General features: G+C 30.0%; 15 protein-coding genes. 1 reads left to right on the forward strand and 14 read right to left on the reverse strand.

Annotated features, from left to right (window positions below):
- Positions 1 to 21: 21 nt before the first annotated feature.
- Complete coding sequence (locus KEC93_RS23200; protein WP_012060795.1) at positions 22 to 342, reverse strand: PTS lactose/cellobiose transporter subunit IIA; 321 nt, start codon at positions 340 to 342, stop codon at positions 22 to 24.
- Positions 343 to 895: 553 nt separating this feature from the next.
- Between KEC93_RS23200 and KEC93_RS23205 the strand changes: the two genes are divergently transcribed.
- The gene (locus tag KEC93_RS23205; protein WP_077869825.1) at positions 896 to 3,583 is read left to right on the forward strand and encodes a sigma-54-dependent transcriptional regulator; all 2,688 of its coding nucleotides are present in this window, start codon (positions 896 to 898) and stop codon (positions 3,581 to 3,583) included.
- Positions 3,584 to 3,639: 56 nt separating this feature from the next.
- Here KEC93_RS23205 and KEC93_RS23210 read toward each other — a convergent pair whose 3' ends face one another.
- The 13 genes from KEC93_RS23210 to KEC93_RS23270 all read right to left on the reverse strand — a co-directional run bounded on the left by KEC93_RS23210 (position 3,640) and on the right by KEC93_RS23270 (position 20,581).
- On the reverse strand, positions 3,640 to 4,389 hold the full coding sequence (locus tag KEC93_RS23210; RefSeq protein WP_012060797.1) for a MurR/RpiR family transcriptional regulator: 750 nt from the start codon (positions 4,387 to 4,389) through the stop codon (positions 3,640 to 3,642).
- Between the two features lie 344 nt (positions 4,390 to 4,733).
- Positions 4,734 to 6,146 (reverse strand): glycoside hydrolase family 1 protein, encoded by a 1,413-nt coding sequence (locus KEC93_RS23215; protein ID WP_077869824.1) that lies wholly within the window; start codon positions 6,144 to 6,146, stop codon positions 4,734 to 4,736.
- 333 nt (positions 6,147 to 6,479) lie between these two features.
- On the reverse strand, positions 6,480 to 8,471 hold the full coding sequence (gene tkt, locus KEC93_RS23220) for a transketolase (protein WP_111944654.1): 1,992 nt from the start codon (positions 8,469 to 8,471) through the stop codon (positions 6,480 to 6,482).
- Positions 8,472 to 9,093: 622 nt separating this feature from the next.
- Complete coding sequence (gene fsa, locus KEC93_RS23225) at positions 9,094 to 9,741, reverse strand: fructose-6-phosphate aldolase (protein ID WP_023975892.1); 648 nt, start codon at positions 9,739 to 9,741, stop codon at positions 9,094 to 9,096.
- 39 nt (positions 9,742 to 9,780) lie between these two features.
- Complete coding sequence (gene hxlB / locus KEC93_RS23230; protein ID WP_077868654.1) at positions 9,781 to 10,323, reverse strand: 6-phospho-3-hexuloisomerase; 543 nt, start codon at positions 10,321 to 10,323, stop codon at positions 9,781 to 9,783.
- Positions 10,320 to 10,943 carry an orotidine 5'-phosphate decarboxylase / HUMPS family protein gene (locus KEC93_RS23235; protein ID WP_077855202.1) on the reverse strand — a complete coding sequence of 208 codons (624 nt, stop codon included), beginning with the start codon at positions 10,941 to 10,943 and terminating at the stop codon, positions 10,320 to 10,322. Before KEC93_RS23235 ends, hxlB begins: the two co-directional genes overlap by 4 nt.
- Before the next feature lie 18 nt (positions 10,944 to 10,961).
- The gene (locus KEC93_RS23240; protein WP_077855203.1) at positions 10,962 to 11,927 is read right to left on the reverse strand and encodes a sugar kinase; all 966 of its coding nucleotides are present in this window, start codon (positions 11,925 to 11,927) and stop codon (positions 10,962 to 10,964) included.
- 25 nt (positions 11,928 to 11,952) lie between these two features.
- Positions 11,953 to 12,693 carry a sugar phosphate isomerase/epimerase family protein gene (locus KEC93_RS23245; RefSeq protein WP_023975896.1) on the reverse strand — a complete coding sequence of 247 codons (741 nt, stop codon included), beginning with the start codon at positions 12,691 to 12,693 and terminating at the stop codon, positions 11,953 to 11,955.
- A gap of 12 nt (positions 12,694 to 12,705) precedes the next feature.
- Positions 12,706 to 13,755 carry a LacI family DNA-binding transcriptional regulator gene (locus tag KEC93_RS23250; RefSeq protein WP_077868655.1) on the reverse strand — a complete coding sequence of 350 codons (1,050 nt, stop codon included), beginning with the start codon at positions 13,753 to 13,755 and terminating at the stop codon, positions 12,706 to 12,708.
- Positions 13,756 to 14,138: 383 nt separating this feature from the next.
- Positions 14,139 to 15,425: an MFS transporter gene (locus tag KEC93_RS23255; protein ID WP_023975898.1), complete on the reverse strand. Its 1,287-nt coding sequence runs from the start codon at positions 15,423 to 15,425 to the stop codon at positions 14,139 to 14,141.
- A 427-nt stretch (positions 15,426 to 15,852) separates the two neighbouring features.
- A complete protein-coding gene (locus tag KEC93_RS23260; RefSeq protein ID WP_077868656.1) occupies positions 15,853 to 16,728 on the reverse strand; it encodes a Cof-type HAD-IIB family hydrolase in 876 nt (291 codons plus the stop codon).
- A gap of 324 nt (positions 16,729 to 17,052) precedes the next feature.
- Positions 17,053 to 19,542, reverse strand: coding sequence for a glycoside hydrolase family 31 protein (locus KEC93_RS23265; RefSeq protein WP_077868657.1), 2,490 nt, complete (start codon positions 19,540 to 19,542; stop codon positions 17,053 to 17,055).
- 97 nt (positions 19,543 to 19,639) lie between these two features.
- Positions 19,640 to 20,581: an alpha/beta fold hydrolase gene (locus KEC93_RS23270; RefSeq protein WP_077868658.1), complete on the reverse strand. Its 942-nt coding sequence runs from the start codon at positions 20,579 to 20,581 to the stop codon at positions 19,640 to 19,642.
- Between the last annotated feature and the right edge of the window lie 302 nt (positions 20,582 to 20,883).

Here is a 20,883-nt window from a genome sequence, read left to right on the forward strand (position 1 = left end):
ACTTTTCCAAGCTTCAATTTTTTATTTTACTAAAGTGTTTACAATTTTTCTTAATTCTATAATTTGTTCAATAAGATTCTTTTCTGATATAGATGTCATTAAATGATCTTGTGCATGAACAAATAAAACTGATAACTCTACTTTTTCTCCAGAAGCTTCTTTTTGAAGCATTTCTGTTTGTGCATCATGCGCTTTTCCTAACGCATCATTTGCTAGTTGCATTTCATTTTCAGCTTCTTCATACTTACCTTCGTTTACTAAACTAAGAGCCATATAAGCATGATTTTTACAATCTCCTGCATTGATTATAATATTCATTATTGCCATTTCTAATTGATCCATTTGTACTCCTCCTCCAATTTATCCAATAGATAGTATCCGTAATATAGTTAACGGCTACATACTTCTGGATAAGTTAAACTAAAATTCAGAAGATATATTAAACTCCCACTGAATAAAGTTTTACTTGATGCTTTATTGCTTCATGCCAATATATATAGCAATACCTGTGCCAAACACTATTAAATATTTAAATTTTTTTCTAATTTTTTTGCTGTTTAAATTTTACATACTATCGGATCGTTCCTATATATCAACACTTATAATAAAAATAGACAATATAATTTTACACAAAAGTTATATCATTTTTATAATAAAAGTTATATATTTTATTTATTTTATGATATGTGTTTACTTAATACACTTAGTGTTTTATAATTATATATAGTGTTTGATTAATTTTAAAACTGTATGTAAACACTAAATAAACAATGTTTGATAATAAATAATTTTACTATAATAGTCTACTTACTATAGTGTTTTCAGCATAGTGTATGAAAATGCTTAATCTATTTATAGTAGCTATAATATTTTTAGTTATATAGGAGGACATATAATGGCTAAAAAAGATTTGATTTACCAAAAACTTCTCCAGCTAAATTCTCCAGATGGAATAGATACTAAAACACTAGCGCCTCTAGTTAATATGACTAGAGCTAATTTAAGCCATGAACTAAATGAACTTTGTAAGGAAGGTAAATTGTATAAATCATCAGGTAGACCAGTATTATTTTTTCTTGCTGAAAATAAGATTCAAAGCAATGAATCTCAACTAGATTTGTTAGCTAAAAATAATATTTCTCTTAAAGATTCTGTGGAACAGGCTAAAGCAGCTATACTATATCCACCTAAAGGTATGAATTGTTTAATATTAGGTAGTACTGGTGTAGGAAAGTCTATGTTCGCATCTCTTATGCACAATTATGCATTGGAAATGAAGGTAAAAACAGAAGATTCTCCTTTTATAGTGTTTAACTGTGCAGATTATACTAATAACCCACAACTATTAACTTCTCAACTTTTTGGTGTAAAAAAAGGTGCGTATACTGGAGCTGAATCTGACAAAGTCGGATTAATAGAACAGGCTGATGGTGGTATTTTATTTTTAGATGAGATTCACAGATTGCCACCTGAAGGGCAGGAAGCTCTATTCATATTTTTAGATACAGGTACTTTTAGACGCATTGGGGATTCAGAAACCAGAAAATCAGATGTATTAATAATTTCAGCTACAACAGAAGACCCAAATTCTGCTTTATTAAACACATTTACAAGAAGAATTCCTCTTGTTATTAATATTCCTTCTCTTAAAGAAAGAACTTTAGATGAAAGATTATTTTTAATTAAAAGTTTCTTCAAATATGAAAGTATCCGTTTAAATAAAGAGATTTATGTATCTTTAAACTCTCTTAGAGCATTACTTTCTTATGATTGTCCTAATAATATAGGTCAGTTGAAAAGCGACGTTCAGCTACTTTGTGCAAAAGCATACTCTGAATACTTAACTAATATACGACGCGACGTAAGAATCCATAGTAAAATACTGCCTCCTTATATTAAAGAAGGTCTTTATAAAGAGAAAGAACATAGAGTTTTATGGAATAAACTTATGAGTGAAGAAATTGAATATTTCAGATTTAATGGTTCTAATGAAGATACAAACACTATATTTAATAATGGAGATAATACTATTTACGATTTTATAGAAAGTAAACTTGAAAAGCTTAAGTCTCTAGAAATTTCAGATATTGATATTGAGAACATTCTTGAGAAAGATATAGCCAAACATTTCAATAAAAATAACTCTGAAGTTTCCGAAGAAACAAGCAAACAAAACTTATTAACCATTATTGATGAAGATACATTAAAATGTATTGATAGTATAGTAAGTCATATAACTCGAAAGCTTCCTGTAATTTTTGATAGTAATTTATATACGGCTTTTGCTCTGCATATAAACACATTAATTAATAGAATAAACAGCGACAAGATAATAATAAACACTAATTTAAATAGAATAAAAGATCTTTATCCTTCTGAATTTGCTGTTGCACTAGAGATTAAGGAGATCATAGAAAACACTATTAATAAATCAATTCCAATAGATGAAGCTGGATACTTAACATTATTCTTGATACCAGATAATACTTTTAACGATAAATCTCAAGATAAAGTAAAAGTTATCCTAATTGCTCATGGTGAATCAACTGCAACTTCAATGGCTGATGTTTCTAACAGACTACTTGGAGAAAACTATATAATTCCAATAAACGCTCCAATAGATGTTGCTCCATCAAAAGTATTAGAAAGCCTTAAGATTGGTATTCAGGACAATCCAACTTCTGCTGGTTATCTCTTATTGGTAGATATGGGGTCTTTAACAACTTTTGCAGATGTTATAAAAAAGGAATTTCAAGTAGACATTAAAGTGATATCTCTTGTTTCAACTTTACATGTTTTAGAAGCAGCACGAAAAGCATTAATTGGATCATCGCTAGACGAAATATATAATGATGTTCTTATGGTAAATTCTTATGTAGAAATACATAAAAATATAAGTAATCCTTCTAGCGATTCAGATAAAGTTTTAATAGTAACTGCCTGCTTAACTGGTGAGGGAGCTGCTATTGCAATTAAAAACTTCTTACTAAGTAATCTTAGATTAGATAAAGATTATTTTGAAGTCGTTTGTCTAAACTGCTTAGACAAAAAATACTTCAAGCAAAAAATAATTAATCTTCAAGAAAAAAATGAGGTACTTTTTATAGTTTCATCTTTTCCTGTAGATTCACCTATAAAACAATATACAATGTACGAAGTATTTAACATGAATGTATTAAAAGAATTACAAAGTATAATTGATTCAAAATTAACTATGATTAATCTACCTAAAATTATAAAGGAAAATATATATAATATAGATGGTGTTGAACTTTATAAAGATGTGACTCTATTTTTGAATATATTACAAGAGAAACTCTTAATTAAATTATCTGATGAAAATATGGTTGGCGTTATTCTCCATTTATCATTTGTAATAGGACGATTAAGAAATGAAGATAATCCGGCTGTTTATCCTCAAAAAGAGAAATATCTAGAAGAAAATATAAATCTATATAATATAATAAAAGAAAATTTAAACTTTATAACTAGCAAATATAAAGTAGAAATATCAGATGATGAAATATGCTATTTGATGAATCTTTTATCAAACTCAGCTCCTGAATTACAAAGTAAACTTTAATACCAATATATCCCTATAAAAGAATAAACATATTCTTTTATAGGGATATTGAAGTTTTACTTAGAATAATCAGAAGAATCTACTATAAACTTATTATGTAGCCTTTTTCCCATACTTTCAATAATATATAATACAGGTATTTGTGTTGTTATATCACTAATCCCTAATCTTTCTTGTTGGACATAATACGATATATTAAGATCTGATATTTTCGATATTGTACAATTTTCACTATTTGTTATGCTTACAAGCGTAGTATTCTCTCTTTTTATATTACTTATATAATCAATAACCGTACGTGTTTCGCCTGAAACTGACATTGCTATTATTATTGAATCTTCATATAGCTTATAATTTCTTGGAAAATATGGATCATCTATATACATAGAAAACTTACCAATTGATGAAAAATATCTGGCTGCATATTTACACAGTATTCCGGATGTTCCCGTTCCTATAAATACTACATTGCTTGCTTTCTTTATTAAATCGCAGAGTACGTTTAATTTTCTATCAAGCTCGCTATTATCTAATTTTTTAAAAAAATCAACTATTATCGATGTATCATTATTTACTTTAGTACTTTCATTTTCTTCAAGATACAATTTTAATTTCACTTTAAATTCTGAATACCCTTCACAGTTCAACTTTTTACAAAACCTTAATATAGTTGTTGTTGACACATGTGCTTCGTCAGCTAATTCTCTAATTCTCATATAAACAACTTTTTCAATATTCTTCATTATATATCTGTATAGAGACAACTCTAAATCGTTTAAACTCTGGATAATTTCATAATTAAACATAATTTAATCAACCTCTTCCTTTATAACTAGCTTTTTTACATTCATATATACTTGAATATATTGTTGTCTTAAAATTTAAAACACTATACTAGTTAGCCTTTTATGACTTTGGTAGATAGTATAATTTATCTTCATTGATACTATCCACCAAAGTTCTTTTAATTTAAGTATACATTATTTGAAAAAAACTTTTAAGGCTATGTTTGTAAAAATTCCTTCCAGCTATATTATAAAAGCAAAATATACCAAAGTGAAATTTCTTACACCTTGGTATATTTCATTTATATTAGTATCTATTTTTAAATACTATTATTTTATTCTAATATTATATTAATTATCTTTCACTAAATTTCTTCTCCATTAGTTTCGATGACTTTTTTATACCAGAAGAAACTCTTCTTTCTTATTCTTCTTAAATCCTTGAGATCAAATTCATCTCTATTTACATATATAAAGCCATATCTTTTCTTGAAACCTTGGTGAGTACTTATAAGATCTATAGCTGACCATGGACAATATCCAATCAAATCTACTCCATCAGTTATAGCAAGTCTAGCCTGTTCGATATGTTTTCTTAAATAATCAATTCTATAATCATCATTTATAGTATCATTTTCTTCAACATTATCATAAGCACCTAATCCATTCTCAGTAATTATTATAGGTAAATTATATCTTTCATATACTTCCCTTAAAGTATTTCTAAATCCTATAGGATCAATCTCCCATCCAAATTGAGTTTTCTCCAAGTTCGGATTAGAAGCTCCTTTATAAACACCTAAATCTCCTACAGCAATTTGTTGATCTCCACCTTGAGTCGAAACTTCTTTATCATCAATCTTACTTTCCTCTGCTGTTCCTGTACAATAATAATTAAATGCTATGAAATCTGGATTTCCACCTTTTAATATTTCCATATCTCCATCTTCAATAGTTGGCTCGATTCCTTTTTCAACCATATAGCTCCAAGCTATTGGATTATACCTACCATGTACAGCCATATCTAAGTATAACCAATTCCTTATAGATGATTGGTTACTAGCCGCTAATATATCTTCTGGTCTTGAACTTGCTGGATATATTGAACTTATATTAGGTGCAGGCCCTATTTTCGCTTTTGGGCACATACTATGGCATAACTTCATTGTTTGCGCTTGCGCAAGCATCATATGATGATTTTGTTTATATAATTCTTTTTCAATATTTTCTACTCCATCATTTACAGTTCCAATTGCCCCTCCATGAAGTATCATCATATTCTGCTCATTTATTGTAAGCCAATACTTAACTCTATCACCGAAATTTTCAAACAATACTTTTGCATAATTTACAAATGCATCAGCAGTCTTTCTATTTGACCAACCACCTTCTCTTTGAAGCGCATCTGGCAAATCAAAATGATACATAGTAACTAGCGGTTCTATTCCGTATGATAATAGTTCATTGATTAAATTGTTATAAAATTCAATTCCTTTAGGATTTACATCCCCTACCCCATTTGGTATTATTCTAGTCCATGCAATTGAAAAACGATAAGTCTTAAATCCCATTTCTGCAAATAATGCTACATCTTCTTTGTAATGGTGATAGTGATCACTAGACACCTTAAAATCTGGTGTTCCTGGGAATGGTTCCTTTGTATCTTGAACGGATAATCCCTTTCCATCTTCATTATAAGCACCTTCTACTTGATAAGCTGATGTTGAAGCTCCCCATAAAAAATTCTTTGGGAAATCTTTTAATTTCTTATGAAACATATAAAACCCTCCATTGCACATTATCTTTTTATTATTAACATAAATTTTTTAATCATAATAAGTTGATTCCTATGAATTCAATATATCATATACTGTAACCACTTTATATATTTTTTATAATTTAGGAACACATGCTACTTTTTAGGTATTTGTTTTTTTAGAAAACAAGTTGTTTTAAAAAAGCCGCTACAGGCAAAAACTCTTTTTACCAGTAACAGCTTCATTAATAATATCCTTAAATTTTCTTATATACTTCTCATAATTATTTTTTACATTATAGTCTTATTTGAACACTTAGCTTACACTGTATCGTAGATTTTATTACTGTAACATCTATTTCTTTGCTACATTAATAGCCTTTTTAACAACATTTTCTACAGTGAATCCAAATTTCTCGAATAGTATTTCTGCTTTACCTGATGCTCCAAAAGTATCTAAAGATATAACATCTCCATCAAGACCTACATATTTGTGCCATCCAAAGCTTGTTAATGCTTCTACTGCAACTCTAGCACGAACTTTATTTGGCATAACTGATTCTTTATAAGCCTCATCTTGAGCATCAAATAATTCAAATGATGGCATACTGATAACTCTTGCATCTATTCCTTTAGTTTCTAATTCAGCTGCTGCTTTGTAGATTAATTCTACTTCTGAACCTGATGCCATTAAAAGTACATCTGGAGTTTCTTTCTTAGAATCTTTTAAGATATATCCTCCCTTTAATGCTCTCTTAGGACAGCCATCATATAGTGGTAACTTTTGTCTTGTTAATACTAGTGATGTTGGAGTAGTTCCATTAGTCACAGCGTAATACCATGCTGCTGCAGTTTCTTTTGAGTCTGCTGGTCTAAATACTGTCATATTTGGCATACTTCTAAGAGCTGCTAATTGTTCTATTGGTTCATGAGTTGGACCGTCTTCCCCTACTCCAATACTATCATGTGTTAAAACATAAGCTACTGGAAGATTCATAAGAGCTGATAATCTCATAGCACCTTTCATGTAATCACTGAATACAAAGAATGTTGCACAGAATACTTTAAGTCCTCCATGAGCATACATTCCGTTAGCGATAGCTGCCATAGCATGTTCTCTAACCCCAAAGTGAAGGTTTGATCCGCTTCTATCTTCTGCTGAGAAATCTCCTCTATCGTTCATATGAGTTTTGTTAGATGGAGCTAAATCTGCTGATCCTCCAATAAAGTTTGGAATTAGTTTAGCTAATCTATTTATCATTATTCCTGAAGATTCTCTTGTAGCCATTTCTTTATCAAAGCTCCAAAGTTCTTCGTTGTTTAATAAAGCTTCTTTATCAAGTTCCCCACTCATCCATTTAGTATATTCTGCTGCAAGTTCTGGATAAGCTTTTTCATATGATTTAAACAACTCATTCCAAGCTTCTTCAGTCTTTTCGCCTTTTGCTATGTGTTCATTCATATTTGTATACACTTCGTCTGGCACGTAGAATGCAGGCTCAGTCTTCCATCCTAAGTTTTCCTTCATAGCAATTACATTGTCTGCTCCTAAAGGTTCACCATGTGCTGAAGCTTTTCCTTGTTTTGCTGGACATCCAAAACCAATTTGATTTTTAACTATTATAATAGAAGGTTTTGTTGTTTCTGCTTTAGCTGCTTCTATTGCTTTTTCTATTGTATCTATATCATTTCCATCTGCTACATTTAGTACTTGCCATCCATAAGCTTCGTATCTCTTAGCTACATCTTCTCTAAATGCTATGTCTGTATTTCCTTCAATTGAAATATTATTTGAATCATATAATACAACTAATTTTCCGAGACCTAAAGTTCCAGCAAGAGATGACGCTTCTCCTGAGATACCTTCCATAAGGCATCCGTCTCCAACTATAGCATATGTATAGTGATCAACTACGCTATAATCTGGTTTATTGAATTTTTCTGCAAGATGTGCTTCTGCTATAGCAAAACCTACTGCATTACAAATACCTTGTCCAAGTGGTCCTGTTGTTATTTCAACACCTTTTGTATGACCAAACTCTGGATGTCCTGGTGTTAAACTTCCGAATTGTCTAAAGTTTTTAATATCTTCAACTGTAAGTCCATATCCAAATAAATGTAGCAATGAATATTCAAGCATTGAACCATGTCCTGCTGATAATACAAATCTATCTCTGTTATCCCATTCAGGGTTCTTTCCATTATGATTCATCTTTGTCCATAATGTATAAGCCATTGTAGCTGATCCAAGTGGTAAACCTGGATGTCCTGATTTTGATTTTTCAATAGCATCTGCTGATAATACTCTTATTGCGTTAATAGATAATTTATCTAATTCTCTACTCATCTTTATCCTCATTTCATAGACATATTTTTTTATAAGTTCTTAGTTGTGCTAATTAAGTCCCATGCTGCGCTTCGAATTCATTTCAAACCTGAAATAATCTTAGCTATCCTTCATTATCTTTTCAAAAGGTTCCTATTTTACCACACCTTTTGAAGTTGTTTTATGTTTTCATTTATAAATTCTTAAATTCCTATATTCTTAAATTCTTTCATTCTTAACTTCTTATATTCTTATATTCTTATATTCTTAAGAATATATATTTTTATCTCTGTCATTTGGAACATGAATAAATCATAAATGATAGTCATACTTTTGCGAAAGCATTATATCAAAATATTTATCCATAAACATTTACACTTTCCTAATTTCAGAATCTAGGCATTATATCTCTAAATTACTCTTCCATTTTCGAAATATATCTGCACTAGAAATAAGTAACATATTTTGTGGAGTGTTCATTAGAAATTGTGTTGGTAGTGCTTCTTGATTATAAGTTGTTCCAAATGTGCTTGTTCGGAGCTTGTCTTTGAAGCAAGCATTTTGAGTGCAACTTATAATCTTAGAAGCACTCAACAAAATTTCTTAGCAACCGGAATCAAAATATGTTTCTTATTTCGACGGACTATTTTCCAAATGCTGCTGCCCAGTCTGCTTTGAATCTTTCTAATCCTTGATCTGTTAATGGGTGTTTTAGCATTTGCATTACTAAACTATAAGGTACTGTTGATATATCTGCGCCTGCTTTTGCTGCTTCTATTACATGAATTGGATTTCTCACGCTTGCTGCTATTATTTCTGTTTCTATTCCATGAACTGCAAATATTTCTGCTATATCTCTAACTAAATCCATACCTATCATTGAGATGTCATCTACTCTTCCAAGGAATGGGCTTACATATGTTGCTCCTGCATTTGCTGCAAGTAAGCTCTGAGTTGCTGAGAATATTAATGTTACATTTGTTTTAATTCCTTCACTTGCTAATACTTTAGTTGCCTTTAATCCTTCAGCTGTCATTGGAATCTTTACTATCATATTCTTATGAATTGCTGCAATTTCTCTTCCTTCTTTTATCATTCCTTCAGCATCTTCACTTACAACTTCTCCACTTATTGGTCCATCAACTATTTCTGTAATTTCTTTTATTACTTCATTGAAGTCTCTTCCTTCTTTTGCTATTAATGATGGATTTGTTGTTACACCACATATTACTCCCATTTCATTTGCTTCTTTAATGTGTTCTACATTTGCTGTGTCTAAAAAAAATCTCATTTTAATCTACCCCTTTATTAATTATAATTCTTAAAACTATTATTCTACATTGATATGATTTTTTGCTGCTTCACTATCTGATAAATTATCTCTTCTACTCATTAATAAGCATAAATCATCTAATACTATATGGACAGATTGATCAAATAATGAACTTAGTAGTTGAATTGACGAAACACCGGTATCATTCTTTGTTTTTCCTGGAACCTCAAGTACAAGATCTGATACTTCTGCAAGTGGAGAGTCCTTTTTACTTGTAACTCCAACTATAGTTAAGCCTAAATCCTTTGCTGCTTTTGCATTACTTAGTGTATTTTTTGTTTTTCCAGAACCTGATATTGCAACATATATATCTCCCTTTTTGAGAGCTGGTGTAATTGTCTCTCCCATAACATAAGAATTATAACCAATATGCACCAAACGCATTGCAAATCCTTTTGCTTGAAATCCGCTACGACCTTCGCCATCTACAAAAATCTTTTTTTCTTTTTGGAGTACATCCATTATTTTTTTAATCGCTTCTTCATCAACTTTGCTTATTACATCTTTAATTTCTTCTAATATTTGATCTATTACTCTCATTTATCTATTACTCCCTTAAACTCTTTTACTTTTTCCACCTTATCATCAGCACTAGTTATTGCTGATCCTACTATAACTAGCTCTATATTATATTTATTCAATTCTGGTATGGAATCTAATGTTATTCCTCCTGCAACTGCAATTCTTTTAATTGAAGGAAACTGTTCTTTAAATCGCTTCACTGTTTCACCTGGATTAGCTAGTTTTTCTTTATCAATAGAGGAATGTATGCAATAAATAGCACTGCTGAAGTGTGATATTTCCTTAATTTTCTCATCTGAACATTCTAATAAATCTATCATCATTGTCCCATTATATTGCTCAGAAACTTCGTGACATTTTTCTATAGTTCCAAGTGATGCACTCCCCATCACAGTTAGAATATCAAATCCTTGTTTGAAACCTTGTTTAAATTCATAAGCACCTTCATCACTTGTTTTTATATCTCCTAACATTTGAGATTTACTTTTTTGGCTTGTTATATCTTTTAATTTAAGAAGTCCATAGTCTTTTATTAAAGATGTTCCAATCTCAATAATATCTGCTAATCCATCAAAAGTTTTAACTAAGTTTTCTGCTTTCTCTAAAGACACCCTATCTATTGCAACTTGTAACTTCATTTTATCCTCCTTAAATTCTTATGAAACTTTTCTTTTATAATTTTTCAAAAAATTATCTAATTCATCTACTGTTGGTAATCCCTCATTATCACTTAGATGCATTACTTGAATTCCACCAATAGCGTTTCCTCTTTCTAAAATTTTATTATCTTCAAGATTTTCTAAAATTCCGCTAATAACTCCTGCTGCAAATCCATCTCCTGCTCCTACTGTATCTAAAACTGGAACTTCAAAGCTTGGACATTCAGCTTCTTTTATTTGTCCATTTTCTAATTTCTCCCTAGAATACGAACCGGTAGTTCCCATTTTTATAACTACCTTTTTTACACCTTTGTCTAAATAAAAATCAGCAATCTCTTCCTTGTAATCTTTTCCTGTAAATAATTTTCCTTCGCTGAAACCAGGTAATACAATATCTGATTTAAATGCTAACTCATTAGTCACTTGAATCATCTTTTCCTTGCTCTCCCATAATACTGGCCTTGGATTAGGGTCAAAAGTAACAAGCATACCATTTTCGTGAGCTTTTTCTATAGCTTTAAATGTTGTTTCTAAAGTTGTTTTGCTTAATGCTGGAAAAATTCCTGTGATATGAAGCACCTTTCCATCTGAAAAACTTATTTCATTTAAAATATCTTTAGTTATTCTTGATGCTGCCGCTCCTTTTCTAAAATATAGTACCTCTGGATCCCCCTCATCAGTTCTATTTTTAAATTGAAATCCTGTTGGTGCTTCTTTATATGTCTTTACAAAAGTTGTATCTATATTTTCATTTTCTAGATATTTCTTTACATATTGCCCAAATGGATCTTCTCCAACTTGGCTTATATATGTAACTGTATGTCCAAGTCTTCTTAGTCCCATAGCTACATTAAGTTCTGCTCCAGCAATTAACCTTGTAAAATGTTCTACGTTGCTAAGATGTTCTTTAGTATCTGCTAAAAACATTACCATTGGTTCACCAATTGTAATAATCTCACTCATTTTTTTCACCCTTTCCGTTGCCAATCTATAGCAAAATTTTTCTTACTTCCTCTAATTCTCCTCGTATATCTTCATTTCTAATTGGATATTCGATCATTACTGGCACATTATTAGATAACTTCTTTAACATTGCCTTCCAATTAATTTGTCCTTCTGACAGTAAAGTTGTAGTAGGCTTATTATTTAGAAACTCTACATTTTTTAAATGAAATACTGTAATAGCTGAACGTAAAATATCAAATGCATTTTCAGGATCTTCATTCTGCCAATACCAATTGCCTAAGTCGAAAGTATATCCGATTGGTAATGAATTTTTGTTTATAATATCAATAGCATCTATTACACATTTTAAATTTCCATTTTCAGGAGTTTGATCATTTTCTATTGTTACTTTAATCTCAAATTTATAAATAATATCTCTTAATTTTTTTATTTCATCTAAGCTTAACTCTACTAAGTCACCTATATTGAATTTTATGTGACTTGCCCCCATCAGTTTTGCTTCCTCAAAATAAACATTAATATCTGGATTTAATTTCTTTTCGCAAGCTACTTTCTCCGGAACTGAATAATATAATTCTATTCCAAATTCTTTAGCTAATTTATTTATAATCGGAATTTCTTCCGCTAAGTTCTTTAGACATTCTCTTCTTATTTCAGCTATATGAACACCTAATGCCTCTATTTGCTCTAATATTTGTTCTTGTTTTATCCCTTTATCTAATTCATTTTTAAATACTAATAAATTTATACCTAGTTGATTCATAACTATCCCCACTTATTTTTTTATATTTCTTGTTGAGTAATTTAGATGTATTTTAACCGGTATTTCTTCTAAGATAAAATCATCTTTTCTACTTCCATCTATTCTTTCAAATAGTAGCTTAGCTGCTCTTTCTCCCATTTCATATGGGTTCTCATCTATTGATGTAATTCCTGGGCCAATTAATCGGGCCCATTTCTCCTCAGCAAAACCAAATATACCAATATCTGCTCCAATTCTTATATTTAAATCATATAAGCATTCTATAAGAACCTTTAAAATTTCATCATTATTTGCAAAGAAACATATATTTTTATCTTTATTTTTATTTAGAATATTTTCTATTATTTCTTTTATATCATTTATATCATTTTTTTTGATAATATTAGTTTCTCCTGACGTATTTGCATTTCTAGATAGAAATTCTTCCATTGCTTTCTTTCTCTCTATTCTTGAACTTATCCCATTTATGTCTTCTGAAAAATATACATAATGATCATAATCATTCTTTAGTAACTCATCTAATATGTTTCTTGTTACCTCTGAATTATTCATTGTCACCGAATCATAAATTAATGGATTTATAAATCTATCCAATAATACTATTGGTTTAAAATTATCACTATCCTTAAACTCTTGTAAATATTTATAGTTATTACCCGTAGTATTAACTAGTAAACCATCAACTTGGCTATCTAACAGGGATTCTATGTTCTCTCTTTCTCTCTCTGCTAGATTGTCAGCATTTGTTACAAGTAGCTGATAATTATTTGCTCTACATACGTCATTTATTCCTTTAATTAGTAATGAAGAAAATGGGTTTCCTATATCTGCAATTGTTACCCCAATTATATTGGAATTTTTAGCTTTTAGTGTTTGAGCTATACGATTTGGCCTATATTTTAATACTTTAATTGCTTCATCTATTTTTTCTTGAGTTTCCTGTGACATAAATTCAAAATTTTTGTTTAGATATCTAGATATTGTTGTCTTAGAGACTCCTACATAAGCAGCAACATCTGCAATTGTTACGTTCTTTTGTTTATCTGTAGAATTTTTCAGCATAACTTATTCCTCCATTCAATACTTTTATTATCAATCTTAACTGTCAAAGATTCAATAATTTATGCTACTATTCTCTATTTTTCTTTAACATATTTATTAATCAACTCAATCAGATTAAATCGCTTTAACAATCGTATTCACTATTAGTTTATCGTTTTAGTTTACCGGTTTCTAAAGTGATAATATAATGTTAAGACTTTCACCAAAAAATGTCAAGCCATTACTAACAATCATTTATATATTAATCTGATTAAGTTTATTATTCTAGATATCCTTTACAAAAATTTTAAATAAAAGACTTACCTCTATCTCTTAAATATTAAGTCTAGTTTGTATAAGATTCTTTTTATACTATAAATTCAATAACCTAATGAATTACTAATTTATGAAGCCTCTACTGCATTTTCTATTTTATTCGATACCTTAGAAGTTTTAACCGCAATCATTAGAAATACTGATAACAAAAGTGACCCTGACATAAATATATATGATGCATCTACTGAGCCTGTTATACCATTCAAATATCCTACGACATATGAGCCTGCAAATGATCCTAGTGCACCCATACTATTGATTAAGGCACTTGCTCCTCCAGATACATTCTTAGGTAATATTTCTGTAATTATTGCAAAAAACGGACCATAAGGTGCATACATAACCCCTCCTGCAATTACAAGTAAAATATATGATAACCAAAAGTTTGAAGTCCCAATTAAATATGAACCAAAAAATGCAAATGTACCTATTAATAAGTATGCCCAAACAAATGTCTTTCTATTTCCGGTACGATCTGAATAATAAGACGATACTAACATCAATACTACTGCTAAAGCATATGGCAATGATGATAGCCAACCGGCTGAAACAATGCTAATTTGAGGACTTGCCTTTAGAATAGATGGTAACCACATTACAAAACCGTAAACACCTATACTCCAGAAAAAATATTGAAATGATAAAATTATTACCTTAGGTGATTTAAATGCTTCTCTATAATTTTTTACTGGTTTTATGCCTTTTTGTTCTTCTTCCATCACCATATCAATATCTTTCTTTTCCTGTTCAGTTAACCATTTTGCTTCCTTTGGTTTATTATCTGAAAGTTTCAACCAGAAGAACGCCCATAAAATTGGTGGTATTCCTTCAAGTATAAACATCCATCTCCATCCTACAGAATTTACTAAATATCCTGATACAATAGACATCCATAAAACAGTAGCTGGATTACCTAAAATTAGAAATGTATTTGCTCTTGAACGTTCTTTTTTTGTAAACCAATTACTTAAAAAAATCAACATAGCTGGCATAACAGCACTTTCAATTATTCCAAGTATGAATCTAGTAACCATTAAAACTTTTACATTCGTTATCAAGCCATTTGAAGCAGCTAATATCCCCCAGAATATTAAACTCCAAAAAACTAATTTTTTAGCACTTTTCTTTTCTGCAAACCATGCTGCTGGTACTTGAAAAAAGAAATATCCTAAGAAAAATAAGGCGGATAGAAGAGATGCTATCGATGCTGTAATATGCAAAGATTCACCCATACCTCCTGCAACACCAAAACTATAATTTGCACGATCCAAGTAAGCTAGGCTATAAGTAATAAATGCTACTGGTATTAATCTTTTCCACCTTTTAGAAGTTAATTGAATACTTGATTTATCCATTTCATATCCTCCCATAATAATCATTTTAATTTCCATATAATTTAATAATTAAAAACAATTTTAGCTTTATTGTGCAATCATTTGTTCAATTTATAAAATTTATTATTCCTTCAGCGAGTTCATAATAATATCGATTATCTTCTTACATTCCCCCTATGCTTATCACGCTACTTCAAATATTTTTTGATTTTTTAAACTTGAGTTTAAATTTCAATATTTTTTATACTTTAGCTTTAGTTTATCGTTTTAGTTAACCGGTTTCTAAACTTAATATAATGTTAACGCTTTCACCAAAAGATGTCAAGTAGTATTTATAAAAAGTTAAAATCAATTATCTGTATAATAAAAAAGCCACTATAGTTCTAGAAGGCTTTATTCCAGAACATAGCGGTTTAATATTCTCCATACAAATTATATAAATTTACTTTTAATATTTTTTGTTCTCTAAATTCAAAGCCTTATAAATAGCTTTAGCAACTCCAGCATTGTCATTGGTATCAGTTATATACTTGGCTATTTCTTTTATTTCTGGTACTGCATTTTCCATAGCAACGGATTCAGTAAATTCAGTAAACATTGAGTAATCATTAAAACTATCCCCAATCACCATTACTTCATCTCTTTTTATCCCCATTTTTTCCGCAACTCTTGCTAATATTAATCCCTTTTGTGCATTTTTATTATTTATTTCTATATTTTTAGTAAAAGTTGATGCTATAGCAAGTTCCCCTATTGATTCCAATTTGTTCTTTACCTTTTTAGTTGTCTCTTCATCGTTATAAAATGCAACAAATTTTCCTATCTTAACATTACTATTCAAAAAATCGTTTATATCTTTAACATATTTTAAATTAATAAAATGAGGATGATTTTTAGCCATTTCCATAGCATCTTCAAAAGTTGTTTCTGGGTCGAATACCATAATTCTGTATGCAACTTCAGTTAATGCTTCCTCTCTTGTATTTACACTATATAATCCATCATTAGTATAAATTTCAGCTATAATTTTTTCCTTTAATATCATATCTATAATTTCTCTTGCTTGCTTACTATCAATGTAAATTCCTTCTAATACCTTTCCATTCTCATCTATGTATTCTCCGCCATTTAGAACGACACATTGACATTTTAAATTAGATTCATCAAGTAGGGGTTTAACATCTTCATACATTCTTCCAGTAGAAATTGCAAATTTCACTCCCATTTTCTCAGCCACTTTTATAGCTTTTATATTTTCCTTTGATATCTTATGATTGCTATTAAGCAGTGTTCCATCCATATCAGCTGCAATAAGTTTTATCATCCCTTAATCCCTCCATACTCGTTTATATATTCTACAACATGTATTTACTCAAAATTTTCTTGTAAAATATTTACCTATAATTTCTATTATATACTATAATACAAAAAAAATAAGGCTAAAGATACTTCTTCTCTAGCCTCAAATTCTAAATAGAATTAATTATTAATTTTATTCTCTTCTATTTATTTATATTATTTTTTCATTTATTTTATTATAACTAGTGCCATAATTTCTTACAAACATAAACTATCTTAAGTAAGATGAATGCATCTATATCATACTTTTTTCTCATGTATATTTACATATAACTATGCATATTGCAATTTATATAGAAATTAAATCTTTAACGCTAAAATTAACATTAAGATCATGATTTTCATTTATGTTCTTATATTTTATTTTAGTTGTTTTTTGTTCTATATCAAAATACCAACCTTCTTCGCTTAATTCCCATTCTTTTATATCTAGGAACATGGCAAGCTTTTTATCTCTTAAGTTAACTTGAACTGGAGCTATATCCTTACATATTAAATCTATATTAATTTCTTTAGGCTGCTTGTCATATCCGCCTTCTTTTTCAAATGCAATTTTAACACTATTTTCTCTCTTCACTGATATTAACGTCTTTAAGTATTCACCATTTTTGTAGTTATTAGTTACACCATCGTCTTCATATAATACAAAGCTTGATTCCTCTGATGGCTCTATTAGAAGCTTAAGTGTTTCTATTGAATCATTATGAATATTAGCTAAGCCTTCAGCAATTGGAATTATTGCTCCACTTCTAAAGAACATAGGAATTGAGTTTAATGAAACTTCAACTTCAATCGTCTGTCCACCTTCATATGTCTGTTTTGTATCCCAATCAAACCAAACAGCTCCTTCAGGTAAATATACTTTTCTTGTTTTTGCACCTTTTTCTAGGACGTTTGCAATCAAAATAGAACTTCCAAGCATAAAATCAAAGCTTTCCTCAAGTAATTTTTTATCATCTTGGAATTCATATATTAAAGGCCTCATAATTGGTGATCCTTCTTTAGATGCTTCAAATAACAATGAATATAAGTATGGTACTAATTTATATCTAAGTTTTATAGCTTCTTTTATATATTTTGTATAAGATGGATACATCCATGGTTCTGTAACAGTATTATCAGTATTGCAAGAATGAATTGAGAATCTTGGCTGGAATATTCCATTTTGAACCCATCTTACAAATAGCTCAGGCTCAGGTGCTGGTCCAAAAAATCCTCCTATATCACATCCTTGATTTGCAACTCCTGAAAGGCCCATTCCAAGCATTACTGGAATATTGAATTTTAAACTCTTCCAGCTTGTATTATTATCTCCAGCCCATGTTTGAGCATAACGTTGAATCCCTGCAAATCCAGCCCTATTCACTATATATGGTCTTATATTTTGATAAACTTCTGCGACTGTTTCCTTTGCCATAAGTGCCATTAAATTTGGCATTATTGGTCTTAAACCACTTATTTCTTTCTTCATGCCCTCGAAATGACAAATTGCTTCCGTATTATTTATTTCATACTCATTATTATCATTCCATATAGATGTGATTCCTAGTGAAACTAAAGATTCTTTTAAATGCTTTTTCCATAATTCTCTTCCCTTAGGATTTGTAAAATCTACAAAAGAAGCTTGACCTCCCCAATATCTATCTGTTTGAGATTTTTCTCCTTCGTCATCCTTTATATAAGCCCCGGCTTCATCAAATTCTTTGTATAGCGGATTAGAAATTAACATACCTGGTTTTATGTTAGGTGCCACACAAGCCCCTTTTTCCTTCACTTGGCTTACAAAATCTTCAGGGTTTTTGAATCTATCATAATTCCAATTGAATACATATCTTTTTCCATCTTCCCCTGTAGTATATCCTGATGACATAAAGAAACCATCACAAGGGATTCCTTCTTCTTTACATCTATCTAAAAATCGTAAGATAGCTTTATCTGAATCTTTATCTAATTCTGTATAATACATAGTTGATCCCATATATCCTAAAGAATACTTTGTAGACATTGCAGTTTTTCCTGTTAAATCAGTATAATTTCTTACCACATCTTTGATTTTAGGTCCATAGATGAAAAATGTATCTAATTCTCCACCATCAGCACAGAAATAACTGTATTTATTCCAATATCCACTTCTTTCACATCCCATATCAAAAGTGGAATCATAAGAATTGTTATAGAATATTCCGCTAGCTATGCTATTTTTATTATTAAATTTTATATAAAAAGGTATATGCTTATATAATGGATCTGTATGTTCTGAATCATAACCTATAGTATCTACATTATGCATTCTCATTCTTCTCTTTTTCTTATTTAAATACCCAGCTTTTTCCCCAAATCCATAAAAATAATCTTCATCATCCATACATGAATAATGATAAATTCTTCCTAAGCTATCTTTTACATATGATTTTTCTTTTAAATCTGAATGTAATATATTACCTTGCTTATCTGTAATCTCTACTCCAAAAGGTTCTTTATAAATATTTATATTTAAACTTTTTGTAGTTAATAAAATATAATTACCTAAATCTTCATAACTACTGCTAATTGCTTCTACTTGTTTTCTTTCATCTTTTAATAACTCGTCCATTTTATCTTTCCAAGCTGTCATAACTAAAGCATATGATGCTTCTTCTTGAAACTCCTCATCAAAAGTACAGCGAACTCTTACTATATTATCATTTAAAAGTATAATTCTATATTTAGCTGCATTGGTAGTGATTTCTAAATAATTATCAATATTTTTTAGACTTATAATTTTATTACTTATCTTCATAATGCTATCTCCTAGTATATTTATTTTATAATTTTCACCTTATTTGCAATATAAGCCTCGTCTTATCAACTATTTTAGCGAATTTAGAAATGCTTATCTATTTCTTAATAATACAGTTCACAAAATCTATGATTCCATCTTCAACTTCATCCCTAATATCTAAATAATATTGTATTTCATGACGATATCCCGAATAAACTTTTGTCTTTACCATGTGCCCTGTTTCTGCAAGCCAATTTGATACAGCATAAACACCTTCTCCATACAAACCTACTGGATCTTTATCTCCTGCAATATTGTAAACTTTAATTGATGTTGGCACTTTCTCTGCCCACTTAACACCAACAATATCATTCATTAAATTTGCAAAATAATATAGTGAACGTATATTAGGCTGTATTAGAAGATCACTATATATATCTCTTGCATGGTCTGCATTTACATCAGGATCACCACATGCCCATGTATTTGAGGTAACAGGATTTTCTTCATAACGTTCTGTTTTCCACATCCATCCCATGAGCATCTCTAAGCAAGAAGGATCAACTTCTTCTCCTCTACCTTCATCTATTAGATTTTTAAAAACAGGTATTACTGAACTTGCTGTTTGAATTACTCCTGAAGTTCCACATAAAATCAAACCATCAATTCCTTTTCCATAAATGGTAGCATAACATCTTGCAACCATCGATCCCATGCTATGCCCAAACATAAAATAAGGTAAATCTGGATATTCTTCTTGAACAATTTTACGAAGTGAATGTTCATCTTCTACCATTGTCATATAACCTTTATCTCCCCAATCACTCCAATTGTCCGAAACATAAGCGGTTTTTCCATGTCCTACATGATCATCCGCAGCAACTATAAACCCTGCGTCATTCAATTTTAATATCATGTGCATATATCTACGTGAATGTTCATGATACCCATGCACAAGCTGAATGATTCCCCTTGGTTTACGGAGAGGAGTATAAATCCAAGCTTGTACCATATCCCTTTTATTAAATGATTCAAAACTTTTTTCTTGAAAAGCCATAACAATTCTCCTTTGCTTAGATAAATTTTAATACTATTTTTTCTATTATTAGATAAATACCTTATAACTTGGACTTATGCCTTTAAGAATATGCTTTACCAGAAAGGGCAGGTACTCTTTTGTGCAGTGTTACATTAGAGAATAAGTTTCAGGCATTTCTTCATCAGAAGTTGTTCCATATTTGCTTGTCACCAGCTTGTCTGGGGAACATGCAGAAATGGTGCAACTTCTGATGGTAGAAATCCTAAACTTATTCTCAGTAACCGAAACAACAGAGTACCTGTCCTTTCGGTGAGTCATGG

The sequence above is a fragment of the Clostridium beijerinckii genome (genome assembly GCF_018223745.1).
Classification (GTDB): domain Bacteria; phylum Bacillota; class Clostridia; order Clostridiales; family Clostridiaceae; genus Clostridium; species Clostridium beijerinckii.

Excerpts from the sequence above, each read along its gene's own strand:
- KEC93_RS23200 (WP_012060795.1), bottom strand. The coding sequence starts at position 342 with ATGGATCAATTAGAAATGGCAATAATGAATATTATAATCAATGCAGGA.
- KEC93_RS23205 (WP_077869825.1), top strand. The coding sequence starts at position 896 with ATGGCTAAAAAAGATTTGATTTACCAAAAACTTCTCCAGCTAAATTCT.
- KEC93_RS23210 (WP_012060797.1), bottom strand. The coding sequence starts at position 4,389 with ATGTTTAATTATGAAATTATCCAGAGTTTAAACGATTTAGAGTTGTCT.
- KEC93_RS23215 (WP_077869824.1), bottom strand. The coding sequence starts at position 6,146 with ATGTTTCATAAGAAATTAAAAGATTTCCCAAAGAATTTTTTATGGGGA.
- tkt (WP_111944654.1), bottom strand. The coding sequence starts at position 8,471 with ATGAGTAGAGAATTAGATAAATTATCTATTAACGCAATAAGAGTATTA.
- fsa (WP_023975892.1), bottom strand. The coding sequence starts at position 9,741 with ATGAGATTTTTTTTAGACACAGCAAATGTAGAACACATTAAAGAAGCA.
- hxlB (WP_077868654.1), bottom strand. The coding sequence starts at position 10,323 with ATGAGAGTAATAGATCAAATATTAGAAGAAATTAAAGATGTAATAAGC.
- KEC93_RS23235 (WP_077855202.1), bottom strand. The coding sequence starts at position 10,943 with ATGAAGTTACAAGTTGCAATAGATAGGGTGTCTTTAGAGAAAGCAGAA.
- KEC93_RS23240 (WP_077855203.1), bottom strand. The coding sequence starts at position 11,927 with ATGAGTGAGATTATTACAATTGGTGAACCAATGGTAATGTTTTTAGCA.
- KEC93_RS23245 (WP_023975896.1), bottom strand. The coding sequence starts at position 12,693 with ATGAATCAACTAGGTATAAATTTATTAGTATTTAAAAATGAATTAGAT.
- KEC93_RS23250 (WP_077868655.1), bottom strand. The coding sequence starts at position 13,755 with ATGCTGAAAAATTCTACAGATAAACAAAAGAACGTAACAATTGCAGAT.
- KEC93_RS23255 (WP_023975898.1), bottom strand. The coding sequence starts at position 15,425 with ATGGATAAATCAAGTATTCAATTAACTTCTAAAAGGTGGAAAAGATTA.
- KEC93_RS23260 (WP_077868656.1), bottom strand. The coding sequence starts at position 16,728 with ATGATAAAACTTATTGCAGCTGATATGGATGGAACACTGCTTAATAGC.
- KEC93_RS23265 (WP_077868657.1), bottom strand. The coding sequence starts at position 19,542 with ATGAAGATAAGTAATAAAATTATAAGTCTAAAAAATATTGATAATTAT.
- KEC93_RS23270 (WP_077868658.1), bottom strand. The coding sequence starts at position 20,581 with ATGGCTTTTCAAGAAAAAAGTTTTGAATCATTTAATAAAAGGGATATG.